At 64.0% G+C, this 23,454-nt stretch carries 20 protein-coding genes; 8 read left to right on the top strand and 12 right to left on the bottom strand.

The genetic code is table 11. From position 1 onward, the window contains the following. Positions 1-29 precede the first annotated feature (29 nt). Both AC1RRE_RS04610 and AC1RRE_RS04605 read left to right on the top strand, forming a co-directional pair. Entirely contained in the window at positions 30-386 is a 357-nt protein-coding gene (locus tag AC1RRE_RS04610; RefSeq protein ID WP_492979915.1) for a hypothetical protein, read from the top strand. Next, positions 386-1,795, top strand: a complete 1,410-nt coding sequence (locus AC1RRE_RS04605; protein ID WP_492979914.1) for a hypothetical protein — start codon at positions 386-388, stop codon at positions 1,793-1,795. The genes AC1RRE_RS04610 and AC1RRE_RS04605 overlap by 1 nt, the downstream gene beginning before the upstream one ends. 61 nt (positions 1,796-1,856) lie before the next feature. Here the strand turns inward: AC1RRE_RS04605 and AC1RRE_RS04600 are convergent, their stop codons facing one another. Beyond that, on the bottom strand, positions 1,857-3,146 hold the full coding sequence (locus AC1RRE_RS04600) for an NCS2 family permease (RefSeq protein ID WP_492979913.1): 1,290 nt from the start codon (positions 3,144-3,146) through the stop codon (positions 1,857-1,859). Between the two features lie 335 nt (positions 3,147-3,481). Between AC1RRE_RS04600 and AC1RRE_RS04595 the strand changes: the two genes are divergently transcribed. Next, a complete protein-coding gene (locus AC1RRE_RS04595) occupies positions 3,482-5,545 on the top strand; it encodes an elongation factor G (RefSeq protein WP_492979912.1) in 2,064 nt (687 codons plus the stop codon). A 3-nt stretch (positions 5,546-5,548) separates the two neighbouring features. On the opposite strand, the gene AC1RRE_RS04590 is transcribed toward AC1RRE_RS04595, so the two are convergent. Both AC1RRE_RS04590 and AC1RRE_RS04585 read right to left on the bottom strand, forming a co-directional pair. Beyond that, positions 5,549-6,082, bottom strand: coding sequence for a PAS domain-containing protein (locus AC1RRE_RS04590; RefSeq protein ID WP_492979911.1), 534 nt, complete (start codon positions 6,080-6,082; stop codon positions 5,549-5,551). Positions 6,083-6,084: 2 nt separating this feature from the next. After that, complete coding sequence (locus tag AC1RRE_RS04585) at positions 6,085-6,696, bottom strand: glutathione S-transferase (RefSeq protein WP_492979910.1); 612 nt, start codon at positions 6,694-6,696, stop codon at positions 6,085-6,087. 561 nt (positions 6,697-7,257) lie between these two features. Between AC1RRE_RS04585 and AC1RRE_RS04580 the strand changes: the two genes are divergently transcribed. The 3 genes from AC1RRE_RS04580 to hpxZ are packed head-to-tail and all read left to right on the top strand — an operon-like array spanning position 7,258 to position 9,239. Then, entirely contained in the window at positions 7,258-7,446 is a 189-nt protein-coding gene (locus tag AC1RRE_RS04580; RefSeq protein WP_492979909.1) for a DUF4089 domain-containing protein, read from the top strand. Positions 7,447-7,449: 3 nt separating this feature from the next. Continuing rightward, positions 7,450-8,841, top strand: coding sequence for an AtzE family amidohydrolase (locus AC1RRE_RS04575; RefSeq protein WP_492979908.1), 1,392 nt, complete (start codon positions 7,450-7,452; stop codon positions 8,839-8,841). 14 nt (positions 8,842-8,855) lie between these two features. Continuing rightward, positions 8,856-9,239 carry an oxalurate catabolism protein HpxZ gene (gene hpxZ, locus AC1RRE_RS04570; protein WP_492979907.1) on the top strand — a complete coding sequence of 128 codons (384 nt, stop codon included), beginning with the start codon at positions 8,856-8,858 and terminating at the stop codon, positions 9,237-9,239. Here hpxZ and AC1RRE_RS04565 read toward each other — a convergent pair. The 6 genes from AC1RRE_RS04565 to AC1RRE_RS04540 all read right to left on the bottom strand — a co-directional run bounded on the left by AC1RRE_RS04565 (position 9,236) and on the right by AC1RRE_RS04540 (position 19,276). After that, the gene (locus AC1RRE_RS04565) at positions 9,236-10,120 is read right to left on the bottom strand and encodes a transglutaminase family protein (protein ID WP_492979906.1); all 885 of its coding nucleotides are present in this window, start codon (positions 10,118-10,120) and stop codon (positions 9,236-9,238) included. The two genes, hpxZ and AC1RRE_RS04565, sit on opposite strands and share 4 nt — an antisense overlap. Further along, positions 10,120-12,687: a circularly permuted type 2 ATP-grasp protein gene (locus tag AC1RRE_RS04560; RefSeq protein WP_492979905.1), complete on the bottom strand. Its 2,568-nt coding sequence runs from the start codon at positions 12,685-12,687 to the stop codon at positions 10,120-10,122. The genes AC1RRE_RS04565 and AC1RRE_RS04560 overlap by 1 nt, the downstream gene beginning before the upstream one ends. A 42-nt stretch (positions 12,688-12,729) precedes the next feature. Beyond that, positions 12,730-16,131, bottom strand: a complete 3,402-nt coding sequence (locus tag AC1RRE_RS04555) for a transglutaminase family protein (RefSeq protein ID WP_492979904.1) — start codon at positions 16,129-16,131, stop codon at positions 12,730-12,732. Positions 16,132-16,278: 147 nt separating this feature from the next. Continuing rightward, entirely contained in the window at positions 16,279-17,868 is a 1,590-nt protein-coding gene (locus AC1RRE_RS04550) for a gamma-glutamyltransferase family protein (RefSeq protein WP_492979903.1), read from the bottom strand. Between the two features lie 96 nt (positions 17,869-17,964). Continuing rightward, positions 17,965-18,651 carry a GntR family transcriptional regulator gene (locus tag AC1RRE_RS04545; protein WP_492979902.1) on the bottom strand — a complete coding sequence of 229 codons (687 nt, stop codon included), beginning with the start codon at positions 18,649-18,651 and terminating at the stop codon, positions 17,965-17,967. 127 nt (positions 18,652-18,778) lie between these two features. Beyond that, positions 18,779-19,276 (bottom strand): GNAT family N-acetyltransferase, encoded by a 498-nt coding sequence (locus tag AC1RRE_RS04540; protein WP_492979901.1) that lies wholly within the window; start codon positions 19,274-19,276, stop codon positions 18,779-18,781. Between the two features lie 96 nt (positions 19,277-19,372). Here AC1RRE_RS04540 and AC1RRE_RS04535 point away from each other — a divergent pair, with 96 nt between their 5' ends. Together AC1RRE_RS04535 and AC1RRE_RS04530 are read left to right on the top strand one after the other, a co-directional pair. Further along, positions 19,373-20,164 (top strand): COG3650 family protein, encoded by a 792-nt coding sequence (locus AC1RRE_RS04535; RefSeq protein ID WP_492979900.1) that lies wholly within the window; start codon positions 19,373-19,375, stop codon positions 20,162-20,164. Positions 20,165-20,209: 45 nt separating this feature from the next. Further along, positions 20,210-20,920 carry an RluA family pseudouridine synthase gene (locus AC1RRE_RS04530; RefSeq protein WP_492979899.1) on the top strand — a complete coding sequence of 237 codons (711 nt, stop codon included), beginning with the start codon at positions 20,210-20,212 and terminating at the stop codon, positions 20,918-20,920. Here AC1RRE_RS04530 and AC1RRE_RS04525 read toward each other — a convergent pair. From AC1RRE_RS04525 to AC1RRE_RS04515, 3 genes are read right to left on the bottom strand one after another with little or no spacing between them, the layout of a single operon-like run. Continuing rightward, positions 20,898-21,023, bottom strand: coding sequence for a DUF2474 family protein (locus AC1RRE_RS04525; RefSeq protein ID WP_492979898.1), 126 nt, complete (start codon positions 21,021-21,023; stop codon positions 20,898-20,900). The two genes, AC1RRE_RS04530 and AC1RRE_RS04525, sit on opposite strands and share 23 nt — an antisense overlap. After that, a complete protein-coding gene (cydB, locus tag AC1RRE_RS04520; protein ID WP_492979897.1) occupies positions 21,007-22,014 on the bottom strand; it encodes a cytochrome d ubiquinol oxidase subunit II in 1,008 nt (335 codons plus the stop codon). Before cydB ends, AC1RRE_RS04525 begins: the two co-directional genes overlap by 17 nt. Further along, the gene (locus tag AC1RRE_RS04515; RefSeq protein ID WP_492979896.1) at positions 22,011-23,432 is read right to left on the bottom strand and encodes a cytochrome ubiquinol oxidase subunit I; all 1,422 of its coding nucleotides are present in this window, start codon (positions 23,430-23,432) and stop codon (positions 22,011-22,013) included. The genes cydB and AC1RRE_RS04515 overlap by 4 nt, the downstream gene beginning before the upstream one ends. Positions 23,433-23,454: the final 22 nt, after the last annotated feature.

Raw genomic sequence — 23,454 nt, 5'->3', positions numbered from 1 at the left:
CATCATCGTCTGACAAAGGGGCAATAGCGATGGCCACACGCCAACAGTCAGTAAACACGGAAATCCCGAAAGCCATACTGGAGCGCGATGACATCTATCTCGATGTGCAGAACTGCCTCATGCGGGCTATGGCGGAAGAGTTCAACATCGCCATTGAAGACATCGCCAGCACCACCATACCGTCGAAGCCACCTATAGAAGCGAAGTTGAAAGCGTGGGGCATATGCCTCCAGACCTATGCGACCATGCTGCGCAACAAGCGCAATACCTACCGGCCATACAGGCACAAGGAAATATATGCCCGCGATACGCTGAGCGAGCCATTCAGCAAGATATGCACGTATTTGACCAGTAAACTGATCGAACAGCTGTCGGAGAAGCAGTGATGCGATATACGCGCTTCGTCCTCCCGACAGTTCTTCTCCTGATGCCACCCCTTGTACAGGCGGAGATCCTTCCGACAGACGCCGCAAGATATTGCGCAACGCCGTATAGAGGAACCCGCACGATCGTCAACACCGACGATCTGGCAATGGTCATCGTCTCCAGTGCAGCATCACAGACTCTGATCACCGCCGCCAATGCCGACATGGCGACCCATCCCGATGGCCCTCTCCAGGATCAATCCACATCGAAAATGGACAGCAAGTATGTCCGAGTCATCAAAAGGGTTTTCACGCAGCAGAAACCGGGAGAATCCTACCTTCCTTTCGGGCCTGGCTTCCCTCTTCTCGAGGGCAGTCACGCAGAAGCCGCCGCAAACAAAATCAAGGCAGCCCTTCAGGCAGACCTCGGTCCGATGATGCAGAGCGGCGCCAACCGACGGGGCAAGACAAAAGACTTTGTTGTCGAGCGGCGCGACAGCGGAGTCCCTGCCGGCCCTGCACAGGACAGAAGGTCTGCCATCGACCTGTTCGGCTACAACGCACCGTATGTTGTCGTCTGCGAAGACAAAAACCATGAAAAGCCGGCGGAAAAGGATGGCTTCGCACCCTGGGCCCGCTTGCGTGGTTCGGCAAAGGACCTGGCGAGACCGAAAGACGATCTGTCCGATCTTGACCCGACAGAAATTCACATGAATCGAGACAAGGTCGAGGACAACAAGGTTTTCAGTATTAAGGGCACGGCCGGCATCCGCGTTATGGATGAGCAGACATCTTTCGGGCTGTGGGAGGCATTTCCATATTTCGCTTACGAGAACCGCTCGTCCACGAAGCACAAAGGTGACATTGAGACGATGATGCCCGGCCTCCTGCTGTCGCACAGCTGGCAGCCCGGCCGCGTGGCGTTCGACAATCAGCTGGAAGCATCGTGGCTGATCGACAGCCACCAGGACTCCGAACAGGCCATCGCCCGCCTCTATATCGGACCCGCCTTCGGTCTGGGGGCCGGTCGGGGCATACTCTTCGGTACATATCTCAAGGGAACCAGCCCGGTTCTGCTGTATCCGGACTTCACCATGATTACCGAATATGCCCGCGTGATGGAAAGGGGCAGCAACCCGCTGCTGGTCAACACCGACAACTACTACGGCATTGGCGGTGAACTGAGCCTGCGCGCCAAGCTGGAAGGAACAGACCTTCTGTCCCAGTTCATCCTGAAAGGAAAGATTCGGCAGATGAAGCTGTTCGGGGATATCGGACGCGATCAGGCCCGGCGCTGGGAGACTGGCATCGAGTATTCACCCAAAGAGGTGCCAGAAGTCGCCATCTCGCTGACGATGGAAGGTGGTGAGAACAACGACACCTTCCAGGAAGAGCGCACCTATGGCCTGAAACTGGGCCTGCGGTACTAGCGGCAACGAAAACGGGCGGCCTTGGCGGGCCGCCCGTTCCGTTTTCCGCTGCAGCGGATACTTACGAGACCGCCAGCTTGATCACGAAGAGCACGGCCAGCACGGCCATGATCGGGTGGATGTCCCTGACCCGGCCCGACAGCGCCTTGCCGACCACATAGGCGATGAAGCCCAGCGCGATGCCGGTGGCGATCGAGAAGGTCAGCGGCATCGCCACCATGGTGACCACGGCCGGCGCATATTCGGTGACATCCTCCCAGTCGACCTTGAGCATGCTGGAGCACATCACGCAGGCGACGAAGAACAGCGCCGGCGCGGTGGCGAAGGCCGGCACGCTGGTGGCCAGTGGCGCCAGGAAGATCGAGGCCAGAAACAGCACCGCGACCACCACGGCCGTGAGACCGCTGCGGCCGCCGGCGCGGATGCCGGCCGCCGACTCGATATAGCTGGTCACCGTCGAGGTGCCGAGCGCCGCACCGACCATAGTGGCGAGCGAGTCGGTGATGAAGGCCGGTCCGATGTGCTTCAGCTTGCCGTCGCTGTCCATCATGCCGGCGCGCGGGGCAATCGAGATCAGCGTGCCGGTGTTGTCGAACAGGTCCACCATGAAGAAGGCGAAAACGATGGAGATCAGACCCACCGACAGCGCCCCCATGATGTCCATCTGCAGGAAGGTCGGCGCAAGGCTGGGCGGAGCCGAGAAGATGCCGTTGAACTTCGACAGGCCGAGCGCGATGCCCGCCACCGTGATCACCAAAATGGCGATCATGATGGCGCCCGGAATCTTGCGATAGTCCAGAGCGATGATCAGCACGAATCCAAGGCAGGCCAGCAGTGCAGTGGGCGCGCCGATCTTGCCGAGCGTGACGATCGTGGCCGGATGGGCAACGACAATGCCGGCATTCTCCAGCGCGATGATGGCAAGGAACAGTCCGATGCCTGCGCCGATCGCCATCTTCTGCGACATCGGAATGGCATTGACGATCTTTTCGCGAATGGGCAGCACCGAGATGATCAGGAAGATCACGCCCGAGAGGAAGACGGCGCCGAGGCCGACCTGCCAGGTATGCCCCATGCCCAGCACCACGCCATAGGTGAAGTAAGCGTTGAGCCCCATGCCCGGCGCCAAGGCGACCGGATACTTGGCCCACAGCCCCATCAGCGCGCTGGCCAGCGCAGCGCCGAGGCAGGTGGCGACGAAGGCCGCACCCTGGTCCATGCCCGCCTTCGACATGATCAGCGGATTGACGAAGATGATGTAGGCCATAGTGAGGAAGGTGGTGAGACCGGCCAGCAGCTCGATCTTCACCGAGGTGCCCTTCTCCGCCAGCTTGAAATAGCTCTCGAGCATGGAATCCCCCTGGGTTGTTTCCGGCCGGGACCTACCCTCTCGGTAAGCCATAGCCGAGTCGCGTCTGCGCCAAGTATGGCCAAGCGATGGCGGGGATGCACGATTTTTCAGGTCCGAGAAAGGCATAGGGCGGATGCATGCATACGAACATCCAGTGCAAGCGCCCTGAAGATTTTTGAAAAATCTTCTATCCGCGACGCCCGCCCTGTGGAATCCTGAGCGCAGGGTTAAACGCTGTTCCGTTCTCTTAAGACCGGCAGCAGAACCGGTCTTATCCGCCGCCAGGCTTGCCCGTCGCTGCATCATGCAGCGGCTGCAACAGAGGGAGACCGATCATGCCCAACACATCTCAATCCTCGCCCAGTGTAAGCACCTCGGGTGCAAGCGCGCCCAGAGTTGCCGCCATCGTCGGACCGTATGCGTCCGGCAAAACCACGCTGATGGAATCACTTCTGTTCATCGCCGGCTCGATCCCGCGCAAGGGCAGCGTCGCCAACGGCACCAGCATCGGCGATGCCAGCGCGGAAGCGCGCAGCCGCCAGATGACGGTTGAGCCCAATCTGGCGCATGGCCGCTTCCTGGACGATCCCTGGATTTTCATCGACTGTCCCGGTTCGGTGGAACTGGCGCAGGAATCTTTAAGCGCTCTGATGGTGGCCGACATCGCCATCGTGGTGGCCGAGCCTGATCCGGCGCGCGCCGTAACGCTGGCGCCGCTGCTGCGCTTCCTGGACGAACGCCGCATCCCGCATGTGCTGTTCGTCAACAAGCTGGACAAGACCAGCATCCGCATGGCCGATCTTCTGGCCGCCCTGCAGCAGGTTTCGACCCGGCCGCTAGTGCTGCGTGAGGTACCGATCCGCGACCGCGACACCATCACCGGCTATGTCGACCTGGTGTCGGAACGCGCCTACCGCTATTGCGACAACAAGTCTTCCGACCTGATCGAGATGCCCGACAGCGTACGCCCACGCGAGAACGAGGCGCGCCAGATGCTGCTGGAGACCATCGCCGATTTTGACGACACGCTGCTGGAACAGCTGCTGGAGGACCGCACGCCGCCGCCGCAGGAAATCTACGCGCAACTGGCCAAGGATATCGCCGCCGACCTGATCGTGCCGGTCTTCTTCGGATCGGCCGAACGCGGCAATGGCGTACTGCGCCTGTGGAAGGCGCTGCGGCATGAAGCACCGCATCACCAGGAAACCGCCGCGCGGCTGGGGCTTTCGCCAGGCGACGAGGCCTTCTGTGCCACCGTGTTCAAGACCCAGCATCAGTCGCATACCGGCAAGCTGAGCTTCAGCCGCATCTGGTCGGGCCAGATCGCCGAGAATGGCGCATTGGGCGGTAAACGCCTCGGCGGTCTCTATCGCATGATGGGCGGCAAGGCCGACAAGCTGGCGCATGCCAGCACCGGCGATGTGGTGGCGCTGGGCAAGCTGGACGACATCACCACCGGCCAGCATCTGAATGGCGAGGGTGAAGGCCGCACCGTGGCAGGCTGGCCTGTTCCGGCCGACGCCGTGCATGCCCGCGCGCTGCATCCCACCGACCGCAAGGACGATGTGAAGCTGACGGCGGCACTGGCCAAGCTGCATGAGGAAGACCCGAGCCTGATCATCGAACAGAGCGCGGGCCTGCTGCTGCTGAAGGGTCAGGGTGAAATCCATCTCAAGCTCGGCGTCGACAAGCTGCAGCACCGCTTCAACGTCGCCGTGCGCAGCAGCGCACCGCCAACCGCCTACAAGGAAACAATCCGCCACGGCGCGCAACAGCATGCGCGTTTCAAGCGGCAGTCCGGCGGCCATGGTCAGTTCGCCGACATCAAGGTGGAGATCGTGCCGCAGCCGCGCGGACAGGGTTATCACTTCACCAACCGGGTGGTGGGCGGCGCCATCCCGAAGAACTACATCCCTGCCGTGGACGAGGGCATCCAGGATTCGCTGCATCGCGGGCCGCTGGGCTTCCCGGTCGTCGATGTGGCCGTGACGCTGGTGGATGGCCAGTATCACACCGTCGATTCATCGGACCAGGCCTTCCGCACCTGCGGCGGTCTGGCGATGAGCGAGGGCCTGGCGAAATGCGCGCCGGTGCTGCTGGAGCCGATCCAGGCCGTCACCTTCACGGTGCCGACCGAATATACGGCGAAGGTGCATGCCATCGTGTCGTCACGACGCGGCCAGATCCTAGGCATCCGCGCCCGCGAGGACTGGCCTGGCTGGGACGCCATCGACTGTTATCTGCCGGAAGCCGAGATGCATGATCTGGCAGTCGAGCTGCGCTCGATGACACTGGGTGTCGGCGGTTTCGCCGCGCATTTCGATCATCTGCAGGAGCTGGCCGGAAAACTGGCCGACCGCGTGGTGGAGGATCGGCGCCGGGTTCTGGCGGCGGCCTGACCGTCAGTCCGGCACAACGAGTGTGACGCCCGGCTCGAAACTGGCGGCATAGGTATAGGTGGGCGCATCGCCGCTGCCCTCGTCGGCCGCAAAGGTTTGCGTGGCGACAAACATGTCAACGGTGACGCCATCATCCGCCAGCGGGCAGATGAGTCGTCGCGTCAGTCCGGCGCGGCCAGTCGGTGCGCGATAGGCAGTTTCGGAATAAACCGGCTGCCGCTCGCTCATCGCCAGCCGGTACAGGTTGGCGAGATAGTCGGCGTAGTCGCGGTTGGGGTTCAGCTCGTCGATGTAATGCCCGACCAGCTCATGGCCGGAGTGGGTGACGATGCGGCTACCGACCAGGCGGAAGCGGAAACGTTGCCCACCATCGACAGCTTCGACCAGACCGACATGGGGCAGAAGATCGGCACCGAGACGGAGCGGATCGATGCTGAGGCGCGATGGCAGGTGGCCCGGCGTGGGACGCAGGTCACGCCACACGGTCAGCAGATGCGCGAGGCGGCGGTCCTTCAGCCAGGGCGCCGCCTCGCTCATGGCTAGGCCGGAGGAACGCTGGCCTTGAACGACGGCCGCGCAAACATGCGGTCGGCGAAGGCTGCGGCTTTGGGATACTGCTTGCGCCATTCGGTATGGGCGAACCGGAAGTCCATGTAGCCGAGGCCACAGGCGATGGTGACAGTACCGATATCGAGGCGATCGCCGAAACCGCCGGCCAGCTTCTCGATCTCGGTCATCGCGCCATGGACCTTCTTCATCTGGTTTTCCGACCAGTCGGACCAGCGCTTGTCTTCAGGACGCAGGAAGCCTTCGTAGCGCACCAGCAGTGCCGCATCGAGCAGGCCGTCGCCCAGCGCCTGTTCGCGCAGGGCCACCCAGCGCGCCTTGCCGCTGGCCGGGAAGAATTTCGCCTTGTCATGCAGGCCATCGAGATATTCGCAGATCACGCGGCTGTCGAAGAGATGCAGACCGTCATCGGTGACCAGCGTCGGCACCTTGGCGACCGGATTGGCCTGCACGACATCGGCATGCTGGTTGACCGGCGTGGTGCTGAGCGCATGGCGCTCGATCTTCGCGTCCAGCCCGGTTTCCATCGCAAGCACGGTGACCTTGCGGACATAGGGCGAGGTTGGCGAATAGTAGAGTTTCATTGTGCTTCTTCCCTTGATGGCGAGGCCGCCAGCCTAGCCCCGGCAAAGGACAGACGCCATGCGGACAATACCGACAAAATGGCCGGATCCGGAGGGTAACAATGCTTAATCCCCGTGTGTCATGAGGCGTGGGACTGGTCGGCAGGCAAAAAAACGCCGGCTTGCGGAAACCGCAGCCGGCGCAAGTGTCCGTCTCGCCACCCGGTCCGATCAGAGATCGGGAGCCGGGGTTACTCTCGCAGCCCGATGCGCCTCGGCACCGGATGCTGATCCATACAAAGCAGATTCCATGCCAGCGTCATTGCGGGCTTTCGGGGCGGTTTGAGCCGATCCAGGCAGGGTTAATGCCCAAGAGGCGGGCGGCAGCGCAAGTCCTCTGCCCAGCGGCAAGGCAACTTGCCAATGGACCGTGGCCGGAGAATGACGATTCAGACGACGCGGCTGTGGTCCGGGAATTGCTGTATCGAGGGCAAGCCAGACGCAGCGCGACGCCGCTCCGCACCAGGGTTGCCTGTCATATTCCGGCAGCGGATACTCCGCCGCCCTGATCGAGGATGCTGCATGAGTGACGATACCTTCGATGCCGAAGCCTATATGGCCGCCGCCGCCAAGGCACTGGGCATCACGCTGGACGACGCCTGGAAACCCGGCGTGATCGACAATCTCCAGCGCTCGCGCCAGATCGCGCAGGCCTTCCTGGGCCAGCCGCTGCCCGATGACACCGAGCCCGCCCCGATCTTCAAGGCATAAACCATGAGCATCGACTGGCAGAGCAAGGCCCACGAAATTGCTGCGGCCGTGCAGGGCGGCAAGGTTTCTGCCACCGAGGCAGTGCGGGTATCGCTGGCCCGCATCGAGGCGACCAATCCGGAGCTGAACGCCTTCACCGCTGTCACCTCGGAGCGCGCCCACGCCAAGGCCGCCGCCATCAATCAGATGCGTGACGCCGGGCAGACACTCGGGCCCCTGGCCGGTGTGCCCTTTGCTGTGAAGAACCTGTTCGATGTCGCCGGACTCAGCACCCTGGCCGGATCGAAGATCAATCGCGACCATGCGCTGGCGCAAGCCGATGCCGTGTTGGTGCAGCGTCTGGAGGCTGCCGGCGCGATTCTCGTCGGTGCGCTGAACATGGGCGAATATGCTTACGACTTCACCGGCGAAAATGTGCATTACGGCCCATCCCGCAATCCGCACGACCCCACCTGCATGGCCGGCGGCTCATCGGGCGGGTCGGGCACCGCAGTGGCAGCCGGCATGGTGCCGCTCAGCCTTGGCTCCGATACCAACGGCTCGATCCGTGTGCCATCGTCGCTCTGCGGCCTGTTCGGTCTGAAGCCGACCTTCGGGCGACTCAGTCGCCATGGCAGTTTTCCCTTCGTGGCCAACCTCGATCATTTGGGCCCGATGGCGCGTGCGACGGCCGATCTGGCGCTCAGCTACGACGCCATGCAGGGACCCGATGCACAGGATGCCTGGTGTGCGCAGAAGCCGGTCGAAGCCACCATGGCCGCGCTGGATGCCGGTATCGACGGCTTGCGTATCGCCGTGGCCGACGGCTATTTCGCCGATCAGGGCGAACCTGACGCGCATGACGCCGTGGCCGCCTTCGCCAGGGAACTGAAAACCGACAAGCGTGTCACCATCCCCGAAACCGCGCGTGGCCGTGCGGCGGCCTATGTCATCACCACGACCGAAGGCGCCAATCTGCACCGCGAACGGCTGAAGACGCGCGCTGCGGATTTCGACCCGGCCGTGCGTGACCGTTTCTTCGCCGGCCTGATGCTGCCCAGCGACTGGCTGGTGCAGGCGCATCGCTTCCGGCGCTACTATCAGGCCCGCGTGCTGGAGGTGTTTAAAAATGTCGACATCATCCTGGCGCCGGCGACGCCGCGGGTGGCCCCCAAGCTGGGCCAGGTGATGATGGTGCTGAACGGCGTGGAAATGCCAGTACGCGCCAATATGGGTCTGTTCACGCAGCCGATCTCGGCCATCGGCCTGCCGGTGGTGGCCGCACCTTATGCAGACCGCAAGGGAAAACTGCCGATTGGCGTGCAGATCATCGCCGCGCCATGGCAGGAAGAACGAGCGCTGCGGGTGGCGCGCCGGCTGGAACAGAGCGGCATCGCCGCATCCATTGCCGTCTAGGCACAGAGGACATCATGGACATCAATCTTCCCGACGTGGTCGCCGAGGTGACAGCCGCCTTCATGCGTTACGAAAAGGCGCTGACCGGCAACGACGTGGATGTGCTGGATGAGCTGTTCCTGAACAGCCCGCTGACGCTGCGCTATGGCGTGACCGAGAACCTGCAGTCCTATGACGAGATCAAGGCCTTTCGCGCCGGCCGGCCGTCGGCGGGCCTGATGCGCGAAATCTTCAACACCCGCATCACCACCTATGGCCGCGACTTCGCCACGGCGAATACCGAGTTCAGGCGGGCGAATTCACCCAGAACCGGGCGACAGAGCCAAACCTGGATTCGCACGCCGGACGGCTGGCGCGTGGTGAGCGCCCATGTGAGTCTATTGCAGGAGCCAGTTTAGATGAGCGGAACAAGTTCGACGGCGACGCCGATGCGATGCGGTCCGCCGCCCAGCACCACGCCGCGCACCGGGCTGATATCGCCATAGTCGCGGCCGATGGCTGCAGTGACGTGTTCGTCGGAGCAGATCAGGTTGTTGGTCGGATCGAGATCGATCCAGCCATATTCCGGTCCACACCAGACACTGATCCAGGCATGGCTGGCATCGGCGCCCCGCAGACCTGAACCCGGTGCATCGCCAGCTTTCAGGGTGCGGATATAGCCCGAGACATAACGCACCGCGAGACCAAGCCCGCGCAGCATGGCGATCTGCAGATGAGCGAAATCCTGGCAAACGCCGGCGCGCTTCTGCATCACCACGGCCACGGCCGTGAAGACATCGGTGGCGGCGGGATCGTAACGGAAATCCTTGAAGATGCGCGCGGTCAGGTCCACTGCCGCCGCCAGGATCGGACGGCCCGCCGTGAAACTGGCCATGGCATAGATGATGGCGGCATCGCTGGGCTGCGCCAGCGGCGACTCATGCACGAACTCGCTTTCCGGCACCGGATCGGGGAAGCCGTCGCCCGCCAGTGCGTCGCGCACGCTTTCCCAGACCGGCGTCGCCTGCGGATCGGGTGCGCGCACCGGATCGACCTCGACTTCGGCCCGCAGCTCGACATCGAAGCGGGTATGGGATTCGGCAATCGTAAGGTGAGCGATGCGATTGCCGAAATGGTCGGCCTGCTCGCGCAACTGGTCGGCATTCGGCGTGGTGGTGACAGCGCAGCTCTTCACGCGCTGGCGCGGCAGGTCGGGCAGCGCCAGATGCAGCATGTGGTGCGAGATATCGACTGCCCAGGAGTAGCTGTAGGAGGTGGTATGGCGCAGGCGGTATTTCATCAGGAGCCAAACCCGAAGCTGCGCGCCACCTGGACATGGCTGAAATAGGTGCGCGAGAGCTGATCCGACACATCCATCAACGCATCGCAAGCGGCATCTAGGCTGCCGCGCAGGCGTGAGGCGAGTTGCATCATGTCCTCGCGCGAAATTTCGTCGCGATCGAACAGTGCCACCAGATCGGCAAACGGCCGCGCCAGCGCCATGCAGTCGGTGCCGCGCGGCGGTGCATCGGGATTGGGCAGGGCATCCAGATGCTGGTTCATGGCATGCAGCTGGAAGGCCAACGCATGCGGATTGCTGGCATCGAGCAGCAGCAGATCGAAGACGGCGGCGGCCTGCAGGGCGGCGCGGTAGCGGCGGCGATAGGTCAGCGTGGAATCACTGACCTCCAGCGCGATGCGAAAGGCGCTGTCGCTGCTCTGGCCCAACACTGTCGTCGCGGCCGAAACGCTGCGGGTGATGAAGATGGCGCGTTCCAGCCGGCGGCCGAAATCGAGGAAGCGCCAGCCCGAACCACGCGTCATGTGCTCCGATAGCATGCCGGCGATGGCGGCGGTAGCGCGGATCATCTGGTCGCAGAACTGCAGCATTGCATCGGCGTCACCGGTGGCCGCCGCGCGACTTTGTCGCAGCTCACCCAGCAGATGGTTGAACATGCGCCACATATCGGCCGAGAAACGATGCCGCGACACAGCGGCGAGGCGCTCGATGCCATCCAGCGTTTGCCCCATCAGTTGACCCGACGTGCAGGCGCGCGTGATCGCGCCCATGAACAGCGCGCTGTCCGGCGGCGCGGCAGCGGCGCGCTGGTCGATCAGGCCGCAGCGGGCGAGTGCCCGGGCCAGCACCGTCATTTCCACCAGATCGCGGGCCGAGGCGAATTCACCGACCAGCCGCGACAGCACGGCACGCAACAGCCGCGCGCCATCATCAAGACGTTCGACACTGCGACCGAGCCAGAACAGATCGTCGGCGACGCGGCTTTGCAGTGTGCCCGACGATCGGCGCAAGGTAAGCCGCTGACGCGTGGCGCTGCCACGGATGATGGTCGGCGACTGGTCATGCGCCACCACCCAGACATCCTTGTTGACGCCACCGCGCTGCAAGGTGGCGCCGAAAGGATCATTCTTCTCCGGCACGCGCGCCAGACCGCCCGGCATCACCACATAGCTGTCGCCATCGGCGACCACCTGCACGCGCAGCAGGATCGGCTGCGGCTCCAGGCCGCTTTCGCCCAGGCCCGGCGAGACTGACGGCACGATGCGTTCCTGCGCCACGTAATCGCCCGGTCGCGCCTTCACCTGTGCCAGCAGGCTGGCCTTCTCCGCATCGGACAGCGCGCTGACAGCGATGGGCTGGTCCTGCAGGCCATAGGCGCTGCGGATCACCAGGCTGTCGAAGCGCTGCTCCATTTCCTTCAATGCATAGGACTGGCCACACCACCAGGTCGCCACCGAGGGCAGCGCCAGCGAAGATTTCAGCATCTGATCGGCAAGGCTGGGCAGGAAGGCCTGCAGCGCCGGTGAACCGCCCAGGCCACTGCCGATGGCATTACTGACCGCGATCTGACCATCGCGCGATGACTGCAGCAGGCCGACGACACCCAGCGTGGAATCGGCGCGCAGCTCAAGCGGATCGCACCACTCGCCATCCAGCCGGCGCAGGATCACGTCCACCTGTTCCAGCCCAGCCAGCGTCTTCATGTAGATGCGGCCATCCCGCATGGTGAGGTCGGCGCCTTCCACCAGCGTCGCGCCCAGTTCACGCGCGATATAGATATGCTCGAAATAGGCTTCGTTATACGGGCCGGGCGTCAGCAGCACGACGCGTGGATTGTCGGCCTGCGACGGCGAGCGCGCCGCCAGATCGGCCTGCCAGTATTCGAAATAGGTGTTGAGCGCACGCACACGGCACTGGCGCAGCGCGCCGCCCAGGAGCCGTGACATCACGCGGCGGTTCTGCAAGGCATAGCCTGCACCTGCAGGGGCCTGCGTGCGGTCGGCGATCACGCGCCAGATGCCGTCGGGCCCGCGCACCAGTTCGGCGGCATAATGCTGCAGCATGCGCCCCTGCGGCTGACCATCGGTGCGCCGCGCTGCACGCAGGAAGTCGCGATGACCATAGACCAACGCCGGTGGGATGCGGTGCTCGCGCAGCAGGGTCATCGGTCCGTAAAGGTCGCGCAGCAGTGTATCCAGCAGATGCGCGCGCTGGATCAGACCAGCCTCAATACCGGCCCACTCCTCGGCCGAGAGCAGCACCGGCACCGGATCGAGACGCCAGGGCCGCTGCTCGGGCAGCGGCGGCGCGATGGCACCGCCCGTGTTGTCGGGCAATTCGTAGAGATTGTAGGTGACGCCCTCGTCTTCCAGATACTGGCGGCCGCGCTCGGCGCGTTCAGCCAGGCCGGCGGGACCCAGCTCGCTCAAGGTAGCAAGCAGCGGCTGCCAGTGCGGACGGATGATGCCCTGGCCGGTGACCATCTCGTCATAGGCATTGGCGAGACCGGCCGGCAGCAGCGCGGGCGCAGCCGGATCACCTAACGGAGCCTGCAGGGGCGAATTCATCAGCGTGTCGGCATTCGATGCGGTCGAATCGGGCGCCGAATATTACCCCGTTCGCAGGTCGAGGGTAAGCGGCTGTTCGCGCGACGGCTGTGCCGGCGGGGTGGGCATGTGGCCCGGCGTGTGGCCCATGCTGAAAAACCGGGCACGACGGCGCGCCTCGGCTTCGTTCGCGTTAACCGGGAAGGTGTCGTAGCTGCGCCCGCCGGGATGCGCGACATGGTAGGTGCACCCGCCTAGCGAGCGGCCGTTCCAGCTATCGAACAGGTCGAAGACCAGCGGGGTATGGACGCCGATGGAAGGATGCATGGCGCTGGGCGGCGCCCAGGCCTTGTAGCGGATGCCAGCGACATATTCGCCCGGCACGCCGGTGGCGCGCAGCGGCACGGCGCGGCCGTTGCAGGCCACGACATGACGACCGTCCACCAGCCCCTTCACCTTCACCTGCAGACGCTCAAGCGAACTGTCGACATAGCGCGCGGTGCCGCCTGCCGTCGCTTCCTCGCCCAGCACATGCCAGGGCTCGAGCGCATGACGGAGTTCCACCTCCAGACCGCGCGCCGCAATCTCGCCGATCTGCGGGAAGCGGAATTCGGCATGGGCAGCGAACCAGCCGGGATCGAAGCCAAAGCCGGCGGCCTTGAGATCATCCAGCACGTCATTGAAGTCCTGCAGGCAGAAATGCGGCAGCAGGAATTCGTCATGCAGCCGTGTGCCCCAGCGCACCGGCTTGCGCGTATAGGGCTGCTCCCAGAAAGCGGCGAGAAGCCCGCGCAGCAGCAGTTGCTGCGCCAGGCTCATGCGCACATCCGGCGGCATCTCGAAGGCGCGCAGCTCTACCAGGCCGAGGCGCCCCGTGGGGCCATCAGGCGAGTAGAGCTTGTCGATGCAGAATTCGGTGCGGTGCGTATTGCCCGTGATATCGACCAGGACATTGCGGAAAATGCGATCAACCAGCCAAGGTGGAGTTGAATTGGGCTGCGGCGTGTTGCCATGCTGAGAGACCTGATCGAAGGCGATCTGCAGGTTGACCAGCGCATCGTCGCGACCCTCGTCGACGCGCGGATGCTGCGAGGTCGGACCAATAAATTGCCCGGAGAAGAGATAGGACAGCGAAGGATGGTTCTGCCAGTAGCCGACCACGCTGCGCAATAAATCCGGCCGGCGCAGGAAGGCACTGTCAAAGGGTTGAGCCGCACCCATCACCACATGATTACCGCCGCCGGTGCCGATATGGCGGCCATCCAGCATGAATTTCTCGGTGCCGAGCCGGGTCTGGCGCGCCTCTTCGTACAGCGCTGTCGTCTTCTCGGCCAGTTCGCGCCAGTTGCCCGATGGATGGATGTTCACCTCGATCACACCGGGATCTGGCGTGACGCTGAAATTCATCAGGCGCGGATCGCGCGGCGGTGGATAGCCTTCGATCACCACCTTGCGCTTGAGCTGCGCCGCCGTGTCTTCCACCGCCGTCAGCAGGTCGAGATAATCTTCCGCCAGATCGAAGGGTGGCATGAAGACATGCAACAGACCACCTCGTGGTTCGATGCACATAGCCGTGCGCACCACGCCGGGATCGGACTTCTGGTTCGGCGGCCGTGTCGGCGACGCATCAGGCCGGATGTCGGAGGTGATCGCCGGACCGGCATCACTGCCGGCATAACCACGCCCGACGAACCATGAGCGCCAGCGCTGCATCATCGTGGGCGGTGTATCCGATGCGGCCAGCGCTGCCGGATAGATCGGCTGGCGCACCGGCAGCAGCGGACGCTCGATCATGGTGTCGGGCAGATGGTGACCGGGATGATCCGATGGTGCGGCCCAGGGCAGGCTGTCGAGCGGCAGGCGCAGGCCCATCGGTGAATCGCCGGGCAGCAGATACATCGCCTGCGGCCGCAGGAACCACGGACCCGAACGCCAGCGTCGACCGGCACCCGTCCACTCGCGGGTCAGTGGCAATGCATAGCCGACCACCTTGTCGAGGCCCTGTTCGAAGATGCGGCTAAGGCGCGCACGCTCCTGCTCGTCCTTCAGGTGCGACTTGAAGGGATCGACATTCACCGGAAGCCGCCGTTCGCGCCACAGGTAATACCAGACATCCTCGAAGCCGGCGATGCGATAGCCGGGATCGATCATGAGCTTGTCGGCAAGCGTGGCAGCGAAGATATCGGCGTCGTGGTTGGTGGCACCGTCGCCGGCGTCTTCATCGGCGGCCAGCAGCGTCTTGTCGCGCCACACCGGCTCGCCATCCTTGCGCCAGTGACAGCTCAAGGCCCATCGCGGCAACTGTTCGCCCGGATACCATTTGCCCTGGCCGTAATGCAGCAGCGGCGAGGCTGCAAAGCGATCCGCCAGACGGCGCAGCAGCTTGCCGGCATAAGTGCGCTTGGTCGGGCCTAATGCTGCGATATTCCACTCCTCGCCTTCCATGTCATCAATGGCAACGAAGGTCGGTTCGCCGCCCATGGTCAGTCGAACATTGCCGGCATCCAGCCGCGCGTCGACAGCATCACCCAGTTGCAACATCTGCGCCCAGGCCTCGTCGGCAATCGGCTTGGTGACGCGCGGCGTCTCGTGGAAACGCATCACCTTCATATCGTAGCCGAACTCGACCTCGGCCTTTTCGATGGCGCCGCTAATCGCGGCGGCCGATTGCGGCTCGGGTGTGGCCGCCAGCGGGATATGGCCCTCGCCCGCCATCAGGCCCGAGGTGGGATCGAAACCGATCCAGCCCGCGCCCGGCAGATAAACCTCTACCCAGGCATGCAGATCGGTGAAATCGGCGGCCGGACCTTCGGGGCCATCGAGTGCCTTCACATCGGCGACAAGCTGAATCAGGTAGCCCGAGACGAAGCGCGCAGCAAACCCCAGATGCCGCAGCGCCTGCACCAGCAGCCATGACGTGTCGCGGCAGGACCCACTTTTCAGGTCCAGCGTCTGCTCGGCGGTCTGCACGCCGGGCTCGAGACGGATGAGATACTTGATCTCGCTGGCGAGCCGCTGGTTGAGGCCGACGAGGAAATCGATGGTGCGCTTTTTCTCGCGCGGCACTTCGGCGAGCCATGCAGCGAGATGACGGCCCGGCGGATCGACGCGCTGGAACGGCGCCAAATCTTCCTTCAGATCGGGATCGTAATCGAAGGGAAAGGTTTCAGCCTGCGGCTCGAGGAAGAAGTCGAAGGGATTGATCACCGCCATATCGGCGACCAGATCGACCGTCACCTCGAAATGATCGGTGCGCTCGGGGAAGACCAGACGAGCGAGATAGTTGCCCTGCGGGTCCTGCTGCCAGTTGATGAAGTGATCCTTGGGCGAAATCTTGAGCGAATAGGACAGGATCGGCGTACGGCAATGCGGCGCCGGGCGCAGGCGGATCACCTGCGGCCCGAGATTGATCGGCTTGTCGTAGCGATAGGTTGTGCGGTGGTGAAGCGCGACCTGGATACTCATACCGCAGCACTCATGACTGGCTTTCCCCGGGCGGTTTACGCCAGACGATGCAATCGGTATGCCGCCCGCCTGTCCAGTGTAAAACGCCGGAACAGGCCCTGAGTTGCCCTTCCCGGCCGATACCGGGTGGATTTTTAGGCAGAGGTCTTAAAAACCGGCCGCCGCGCCGTCGCTGCGCGGATCGGTGGCGCCTTCCAGCACACCATCCGCATGCCGAACGATGGCCCCGGCATGCCCCATGGTGCCGGTGAAGTCTTCCAGCAGTTCCACATTGTGGCCGGCGGATTTCAGTGCTGTGACCAGGGCCGGATCGAAACGGCTTTCCAGCTTCAGCGTCACGCTGTTCTCGCCCCAGGTCTTGCCCAGCAGCCAGCGCGGCGCGGTGATGGCGGCCTGCAATCCCTGATCGAACATCGCATAGCGGCTGTAGACGGCGGCCTGGGTCTGCGGCTGTCCCTCGCCGCCCATGGTGCCGTAGACCATGGTGCGGCCATCGTCGAAACGCGCCATCGCGGGATTGAGTGTGTGGAAGGGCATGCGGCCGGGCGCAAGCGCGCGCGGACCGTTATCATCGAGCAGGAAACTGGAGCCGCGGTTCTGCCAGTTGATCCCGGTTTCATCGAGCACGCAGCCCGAGCCGAATTCGAAATAGATCGACTGGATGAAGCTGACCGACAGCCCGTTGCCGTCGATGGCACCCATCCAGGTGGTGTCGCCGCCGGACGCCGGCTGCGGCCAGGGCAGCGCCGTCTTCGGGTCGATCTTCGCTGCCAGCGCATCGAGCTGCGCGGCCTGCAGATATTTCTCCGGCTGTTCCGGCATGCTGTCGGGATCGCCGAGAATGCGGTCACGGATGATGAAGGCCTGCTTGGTCGCTTCCACCAACCCGTGCAGATAGGCGAAGCCTTCAGCTTCTGTCACGCCCAGCCGCTCGAACAGCGCCAGGATCATCAGCGACGAGAACCCTTGAGTCGGCGGCGGAAAGTTGAACAGCTTCGCTGCCTTCAGCGCGACACTGAGCGGCGCAAGGCGGCGCGCCTGATGCCTGCCTAGATCATCAATGGCAACCGGACTGCCGATCTTCGCCAGATCGGCCGCGATCACTTTTGCCAGTGCGCCGCGATAGAAATCCTCTGTGCCTTTCGTGCCGATCTCCTTGATCGTCGCGCCCAGCGCCGGCAGTTTCATCACGCTGCGTTCGGCCGGCGGCTTGCCGTTTGGCAGGAAGCGCGCGGCGAAACCCGGCTGGCCCTGCAGCTCGGGCTGCTTGATACGGGTCAGGTCTTCCTGGCTCTGCGTCACCGCAAAGCCGTTCCCGGCATGCCAGACAGCATCGGCGACCAGACGCGACAGCGGCAGCCTGCCGCCATATTCACCGCTGAGCTTCAGCGCCTCGCCCCAGCCGCTGACCGTGGCGGCCACGGTGTTGGCGGCCAACGGTCCGCGCCAGGGAATGCTGCCCAGGCCCTGGCTTTTATAAAGATCGGGCGTGGCTTTCGCCGCTGCGCGGCCACAGGCCTCGATTGCCACCGGGTCCTTGCCAGGCGCAGCCACCAGCCAGAAGCCGTCGCCGCCGATACCGGTCATATGCGGATAGACCACGGTGAGACAGGCAGCCATCGCCACCGTCGCCTCAATGGCATTGCCGCCTTCGCGCAAAACGGAAAGCCCGGCTTCGGCCGCCAGATGATGCGGCGCGGTGACCATGCCCCGGCGGGCACGCGGTGTATTCAACATCGGAAGAACCCTTTGGATGAACGCTTGCGATCAATGCGACGCAAGAGTCGTGCCGTCAAGACAGAGACGACCCTGTTCCACCGGGTTGTGAAAGGTTCAGAGCTGGTCCAGCCCGTGATGTTCAACCAGATCGAGCAGCAGCCGTGCGGCACGCTGGCGATGGGCGCGATGCAACCGATGCGCGGTTTCGGCATCGCGACGGCGGATCGCCGTCACCACAGCCCCATGCTCGTCATTCGACAGCGACGGCGTGGGCCGCAGCCGCAGCGTCACCATGCGGGCGCGATGCGACTGGTCTCGGATCGCCTCGAACATGGCGAGCAGGCGCTGATTGCCCGCCATCTCGACCAGCCGGCGATGAAAGCGCGCATCGCCCGCCGCCCAGCCTTCCAGATCCTCGCGCTGCAATGCCGCCGTCATCTCACTCAGCAGCCCGTCGAGTTCGACACCTTCGGCCGTGGTCAGGCCGCGGCGCGCCAGAATGTCGACGGCAGTTGATTCAAGCCCGGTGAGCAGATCATAGATTTCACGCAGGTCGGCGCTCGAGATCGGCAACACGCGCATGCCGTGACGCGGCCGTACCTCCACCATGCCTTCCTGCGCCAACCGGATCAGCGCCTCGCGCACCGGCGTGCGGCTCATGCCCAGCAGCAATGCGATCTCCTGCTCCAACGCCTGCGTGCCCGGCGGCAATTCGTTGTCGAGAATGCGGCGCTTGAGTTCGTCATAGGCTCGCCTCGTCTGTGATGGGCGTGCAGCGGCCGGCATGCTCATGGTCTGCATATCTACATTCCCCCGTGACGCGCCGGCCCTTGTTTACTGGGCTCGTCTGCTGCGTCCGGGCCAGCATAGTCCATGCCCTGCGTCCCGGGCGCTAAATTTTTGCAAACCGGGCGGGGCCCAAGCCTTTTCAGGACCGGCTCATATAGACCACGGGCAGGTCCTGACCGCCGGCCGGCATGCTGCCGTGCGCCTCGGCCCGATAGCCCAGTTTCTCATAGAGCGGTACGGCATTGATGTTGGCCCGCACATACAGCTGCGGACAGCCGGCCGCAGCTGCCGCCTGCTCGGCCGTCCGCACCAGCGCAGAAGCAAGCCCGCGCCGGGCCATATCGGGATGCACGAAGACCTTGCGGATGCGCGCCGTTGCCGGACGCTCCGCCATCGCCAGCCAGCCGGCCGTGCCGACCAGACGGCCCGACGCATCTTCACGAGCCAGGATCAGATGCGAGCGCGCCACATCCTCGGCATAGGCCGGTGCTGCGATCAGGTCTTCATGGGCGGCGATCTGTGCCGGCGTGTGATGACCGGCCGCCAGCAGACGGAAGGCCAGCGCATGCAGGGCGCGCACATCGGCCATATCGGCGGATGTGCAGGGATGCAGGGCAAGGCCGGGCGGCAGTGTCATGGAAACCCACGGATCAGGGAACCACAGGCTAGAAAACCGCGTTTTATACGGCAAGACGGCTATTCCCCGGCCACCTGCCTTTATCTGGATGCCTGTATGAAACGTGCAACCTTCGTCCTTGCTGTGACACTTCTGCTGCTGGCCGGCTGTGCCGACCGCGCGACGACCAGCGATATCCAGCTCACCCGGCAGAGCCGGGAGTCGCAGGACTGGGGCCGTTTCTTGCCCGAGATGTATGGCGGCGTGACCGCCTGTCTGGCCACGCATCCGGCACAGCCGGCCTATGCGACCGATGTCGTGCCGCAGAATCACGGCATGATCCTGGTGCGCATGAAAGGCGTCGATAACAGCCGCTACGAATGCAGCACCGGCAGCGGCGGCAGTCCTGCGCCGAAGCTGACACCGACCACGTCGCAACCTGTCGCCGGACCGGCCTTCACACCGGCCGCGATGGCCGAGCCTTTCATGCGCTGCGGCACGCCGCAGCCGGTGCAGACCGGCACTGGCCATCTGCTGGGCTGGCTCACCTACTTCACGCCGGACTGCCCGCCCGAGGGCGCGGCGGCCGACAGCGGCTGGCGCGCCTTCGGCAACGAGCCCTACTGGAACCTGCGCATTGCCGGCGAGGATATCGTCTTCGACCGCCTGGGCGAGGTGCCGCAACGCTATGCCGCCAAGCCGCCGGCCGTCTCCGGCAACCGCCAGACCTGGACGCTGGATGCATCCGAGGGCAGCGCTGGCGAAAAGCTGGAACTGGTGATCACGGAAACCGCCTGCGCCGACAGCATGGCGACCCGCACCTATCCTTACAGCGCGCAGGCCACCTATCAGGGCCGCACCTACCGTGGCTGCGCCGAGAAGAGCGTCGCAATACCGACCGGCTCTTAACCGGCGGCTCTTGACCCGACGCCGTAACTGCGTCACCCCTCGGGCATGACGCCCGCCGAACTTGAACATCGCCTGCTCTATCGCGACGGCCTGATGCTGGTGCTGGACAAGCCCGCAGGCCTGCCGGTGCATGCCGGTCCCGGCGGCGGCGACAATCTGGAGCGTCATTTCCATCATCTGCAGTTCGGCCTGCCGCGCCCGCCGGCGCTGGCGCATCGCCTGGATCGCGACACCTCCGGTTGCCTGGTGCTGGGCCGGCACCCCAAGGCGCTGCGCAAGCTGGGCAAGCTGTTCCAGGACGGCAAGGTCGAGAAAATCTACTGGGCGATTGCGCGTGGCGTGCCGCAGCAACCCGAAGGCCGCATCGGCGCACCCCTGCGCAAGCTGAGCACGCGCGATGGCGGCTGGCACATGGCCATCGTGCCGGCCGACGATCCGCAGGGACAGGCTTCAGTTACCGATTACAAGCTGCTGGGCACATCGCCCGATGGCCTGAGCTGGATCGAATGCCGGCCGCGCACCGGCCGCACGCATCAGATCCGCGTGCATCTGGCATCCCTGGACTGCGCGCTGGTGGGCGACACGCAATATGGCGATGCCGAGAAGGATCGCGGCGTCACGCTGCACCTGCAGAGCCATGGCATCGTGCTGCCGATTTATCCCTCGCGCGCACCGGTCAGCGTGATGGCCGAACCGCCGCCGCATATGCTGGCCGCACTCAAGGCCTGCGGCTTCACGCCTTCAGCGCCAGCTTGATCGCATAGCCCACGGCGGCGACACTCAGCACGCCGCCAGCCCAGAGCACCACGAACCACAGCAGCCGCTGCCAGAACGGCTTTTGTTCAGTGATAGTGGGCATGACGATCCACCTTGCCGCGGAAGACCCAATAGGCATAGGCCGTGTAGGCGAGGATGATCGGCAGCAGGATGACCGCGCCGACCAGCAGGAAACCGAGCGAAACATCCGGCGCCGCTGCGTCGTAGAAGGTGACCGATGGCGGCACCATCAGCGGCCAGAAACTGATCCCGAGGCCGATATAGGACAGAACGAACAGCGCCAGCGCCGCCAGGAACGGCGTCTTTTCGCGGCGATGATCATGCAGGCCGCGCCACAATATCCCTGACATCACCAGCACCAGGATCGGCATCGGCGCAGTGATCGCGATATTGGGCCAGCTGAACCAGCGCTGCAGGAATTGCGCATCCAGAAACGGTGTCCACAGGCTGACCAGGCCGATCATCGCTACCAGCAGCACACTGAGGCGACGACCGAGCAGATAGCAGCGATCCTGCAGGCCACCTTCGGTCTTGATGATCAGCCAGCAGGCACCAAGCAGCATGTAGCCGATCACCAGCGACAGGCCGGTGAGGAGACTGAAGGGCGTGAGCCAGTCCCACCAGCCGCCGGCATAGGCGCGGCCCTCCACCTTGATGCCCTGGATCAGGCCACCGAGCGCAATCCCCTGCATGAAGGTGGCGACATACGAGCCGAGGATGAAGCTCCAGTCCCAGACCGGTTTCCAGCGCAAGGTACGCCAGCGGAACTCGAACGCCACGCCGCGGAAAATCAGGCCGAGCAGCATGGCGGTGAGCGGGGCATAGAGCGCCGGCAAGATCAGCGCATAGGCAAGCGGGAATGCCGCCAGCAGACCGCCGCCGCCCAGAATCAGCCAGGTTTCATTGCCGTCCCACACGGGCGCGACGGAATTCATCATCACATCACGATCCGACTCGTCCTTGAACAGCGGGAACAGCATGCCGATGCCGAGATCGAAACCATCGAGGACTACATAGGCCAGCACCGAGAAGGCGATCAGCCCGGCCCAAACCAGCGGAAGATCGAGCGTCATGACACGCCTCCCTTGCCCATCGCAGTGCCCTGCATGGCGGGGCCCGGCATGATGCCGGCAGTGCGTAGCGGCGCCGCGACGACAGGTTCATCGGGATGATCGGCACCCGGTGTCTTGCCCATCATGCGCAGGATATAAAATGTCCCCGCGCCGAAGACGATGAAATACACCACGATGAAAGCGATCAGCGAGGTGGCGACGCCCGGCAGGCCGATGGGCGACACACTCTCAGCGGTGCGCAGCAAGCCGTAGATCGTATAAGGCTGGCGACCGACTTCGGTGGTGATCCATCCGGCCAACACCGCGATGAAGCCGCTCGGCCCCATCAGCAATGCGGCACGATGCAGCAACGGCGTGCTATAGATGCGGCCGCCGAGGCGCAGTACCAGGCTGGCGGCACCGATCAGCAGCATCAGCATGCCCAAGCCGACCATGATGCGGAAGCTCCAGAACACCACCGGCGCCGGCGGCCATTCCTCGCGCGGAAACGCCTTCAGGCCTTTCAGCTCGCCATCCCAGTCATGCGTCAGGATCAGGCTGCCGAGCTTGGGGATGCCGAGGGCGTATTTCGTCTCGGCCGCTTCGTTGTCGGGCAGGCCGAACAGATAGAGCGGCGCGCCCTTGTGGGTCTCGTAATGACCTTCCATGGCGGCGATCTTTGCAGGCTGGTGCTTGAGCGTGTTCAGGCCATGGAGATCGCCGACGAAAATCTGAATTGGCGCGACCACGACGGCCATCCACATCGCCATCGAGAACATGACGCGCGCACTGACGTTCGACTTGTCCTTGAGCAGGTGCCAGGCACCGACCGCCCCGACGACGAAGGCGGTGGTGAGATAGGCTGCCAGCACCATATGCACCAGGCGATAGGGGAAACTCGGGTTGAAGATCACCGCGAACCAGTCTTCGGGCACGAACTGGCCATTCGGCGCGATGGCATAGCCTGCCGGCGTCTGCATCCAGCTGTTCACGGCCAGAATCCAGAAAGCCGAAATGAAGGTGCCGAAAGCGACCATCGCAGTGGCGAACATGTGCAGGCCCTTGCCCACGCGGTTCATGCCGAACAGCATGACGCCGAGGAAGCCGGCCTCAAGGAAGAAGGCAGACATCACCTCGCAACCCATCAGTGGGCCAATCACCGGCCCGGCCTTGTCGGAGAAGACGGCCCAGTTGGTGCCGAACTGGTAGCTCATCACCAGGCCGGAAACGACGCCCATGCCGAAACTGATAGCGAATATCTTCAGCCAGAAGCGGAAGGCCTGCAGATAGACATCCCTCTTCGTCCACAGCCACAGCGCTTCCAGCACGGCGAGATAGCTCGCCAGACCAATGGTGAAAGCGGGGAAGATGATGTGGAAGGAAACGGTGAACGCGAATTGCAGTCGCGCCAGGAAGACAGGATCGAGCAGGGCTTGCATCGCAATTCCTCCAGGGGCCATG

The sequence above is a fragment of the Ferrovibrio sp. GW821-FHT12D07 genome (assembly GCF_058807275.1).
Note: the sequence above shows the minus strand (reverse complement) of the source record. Positions and strands in the feature narration are given on the sequence as shown.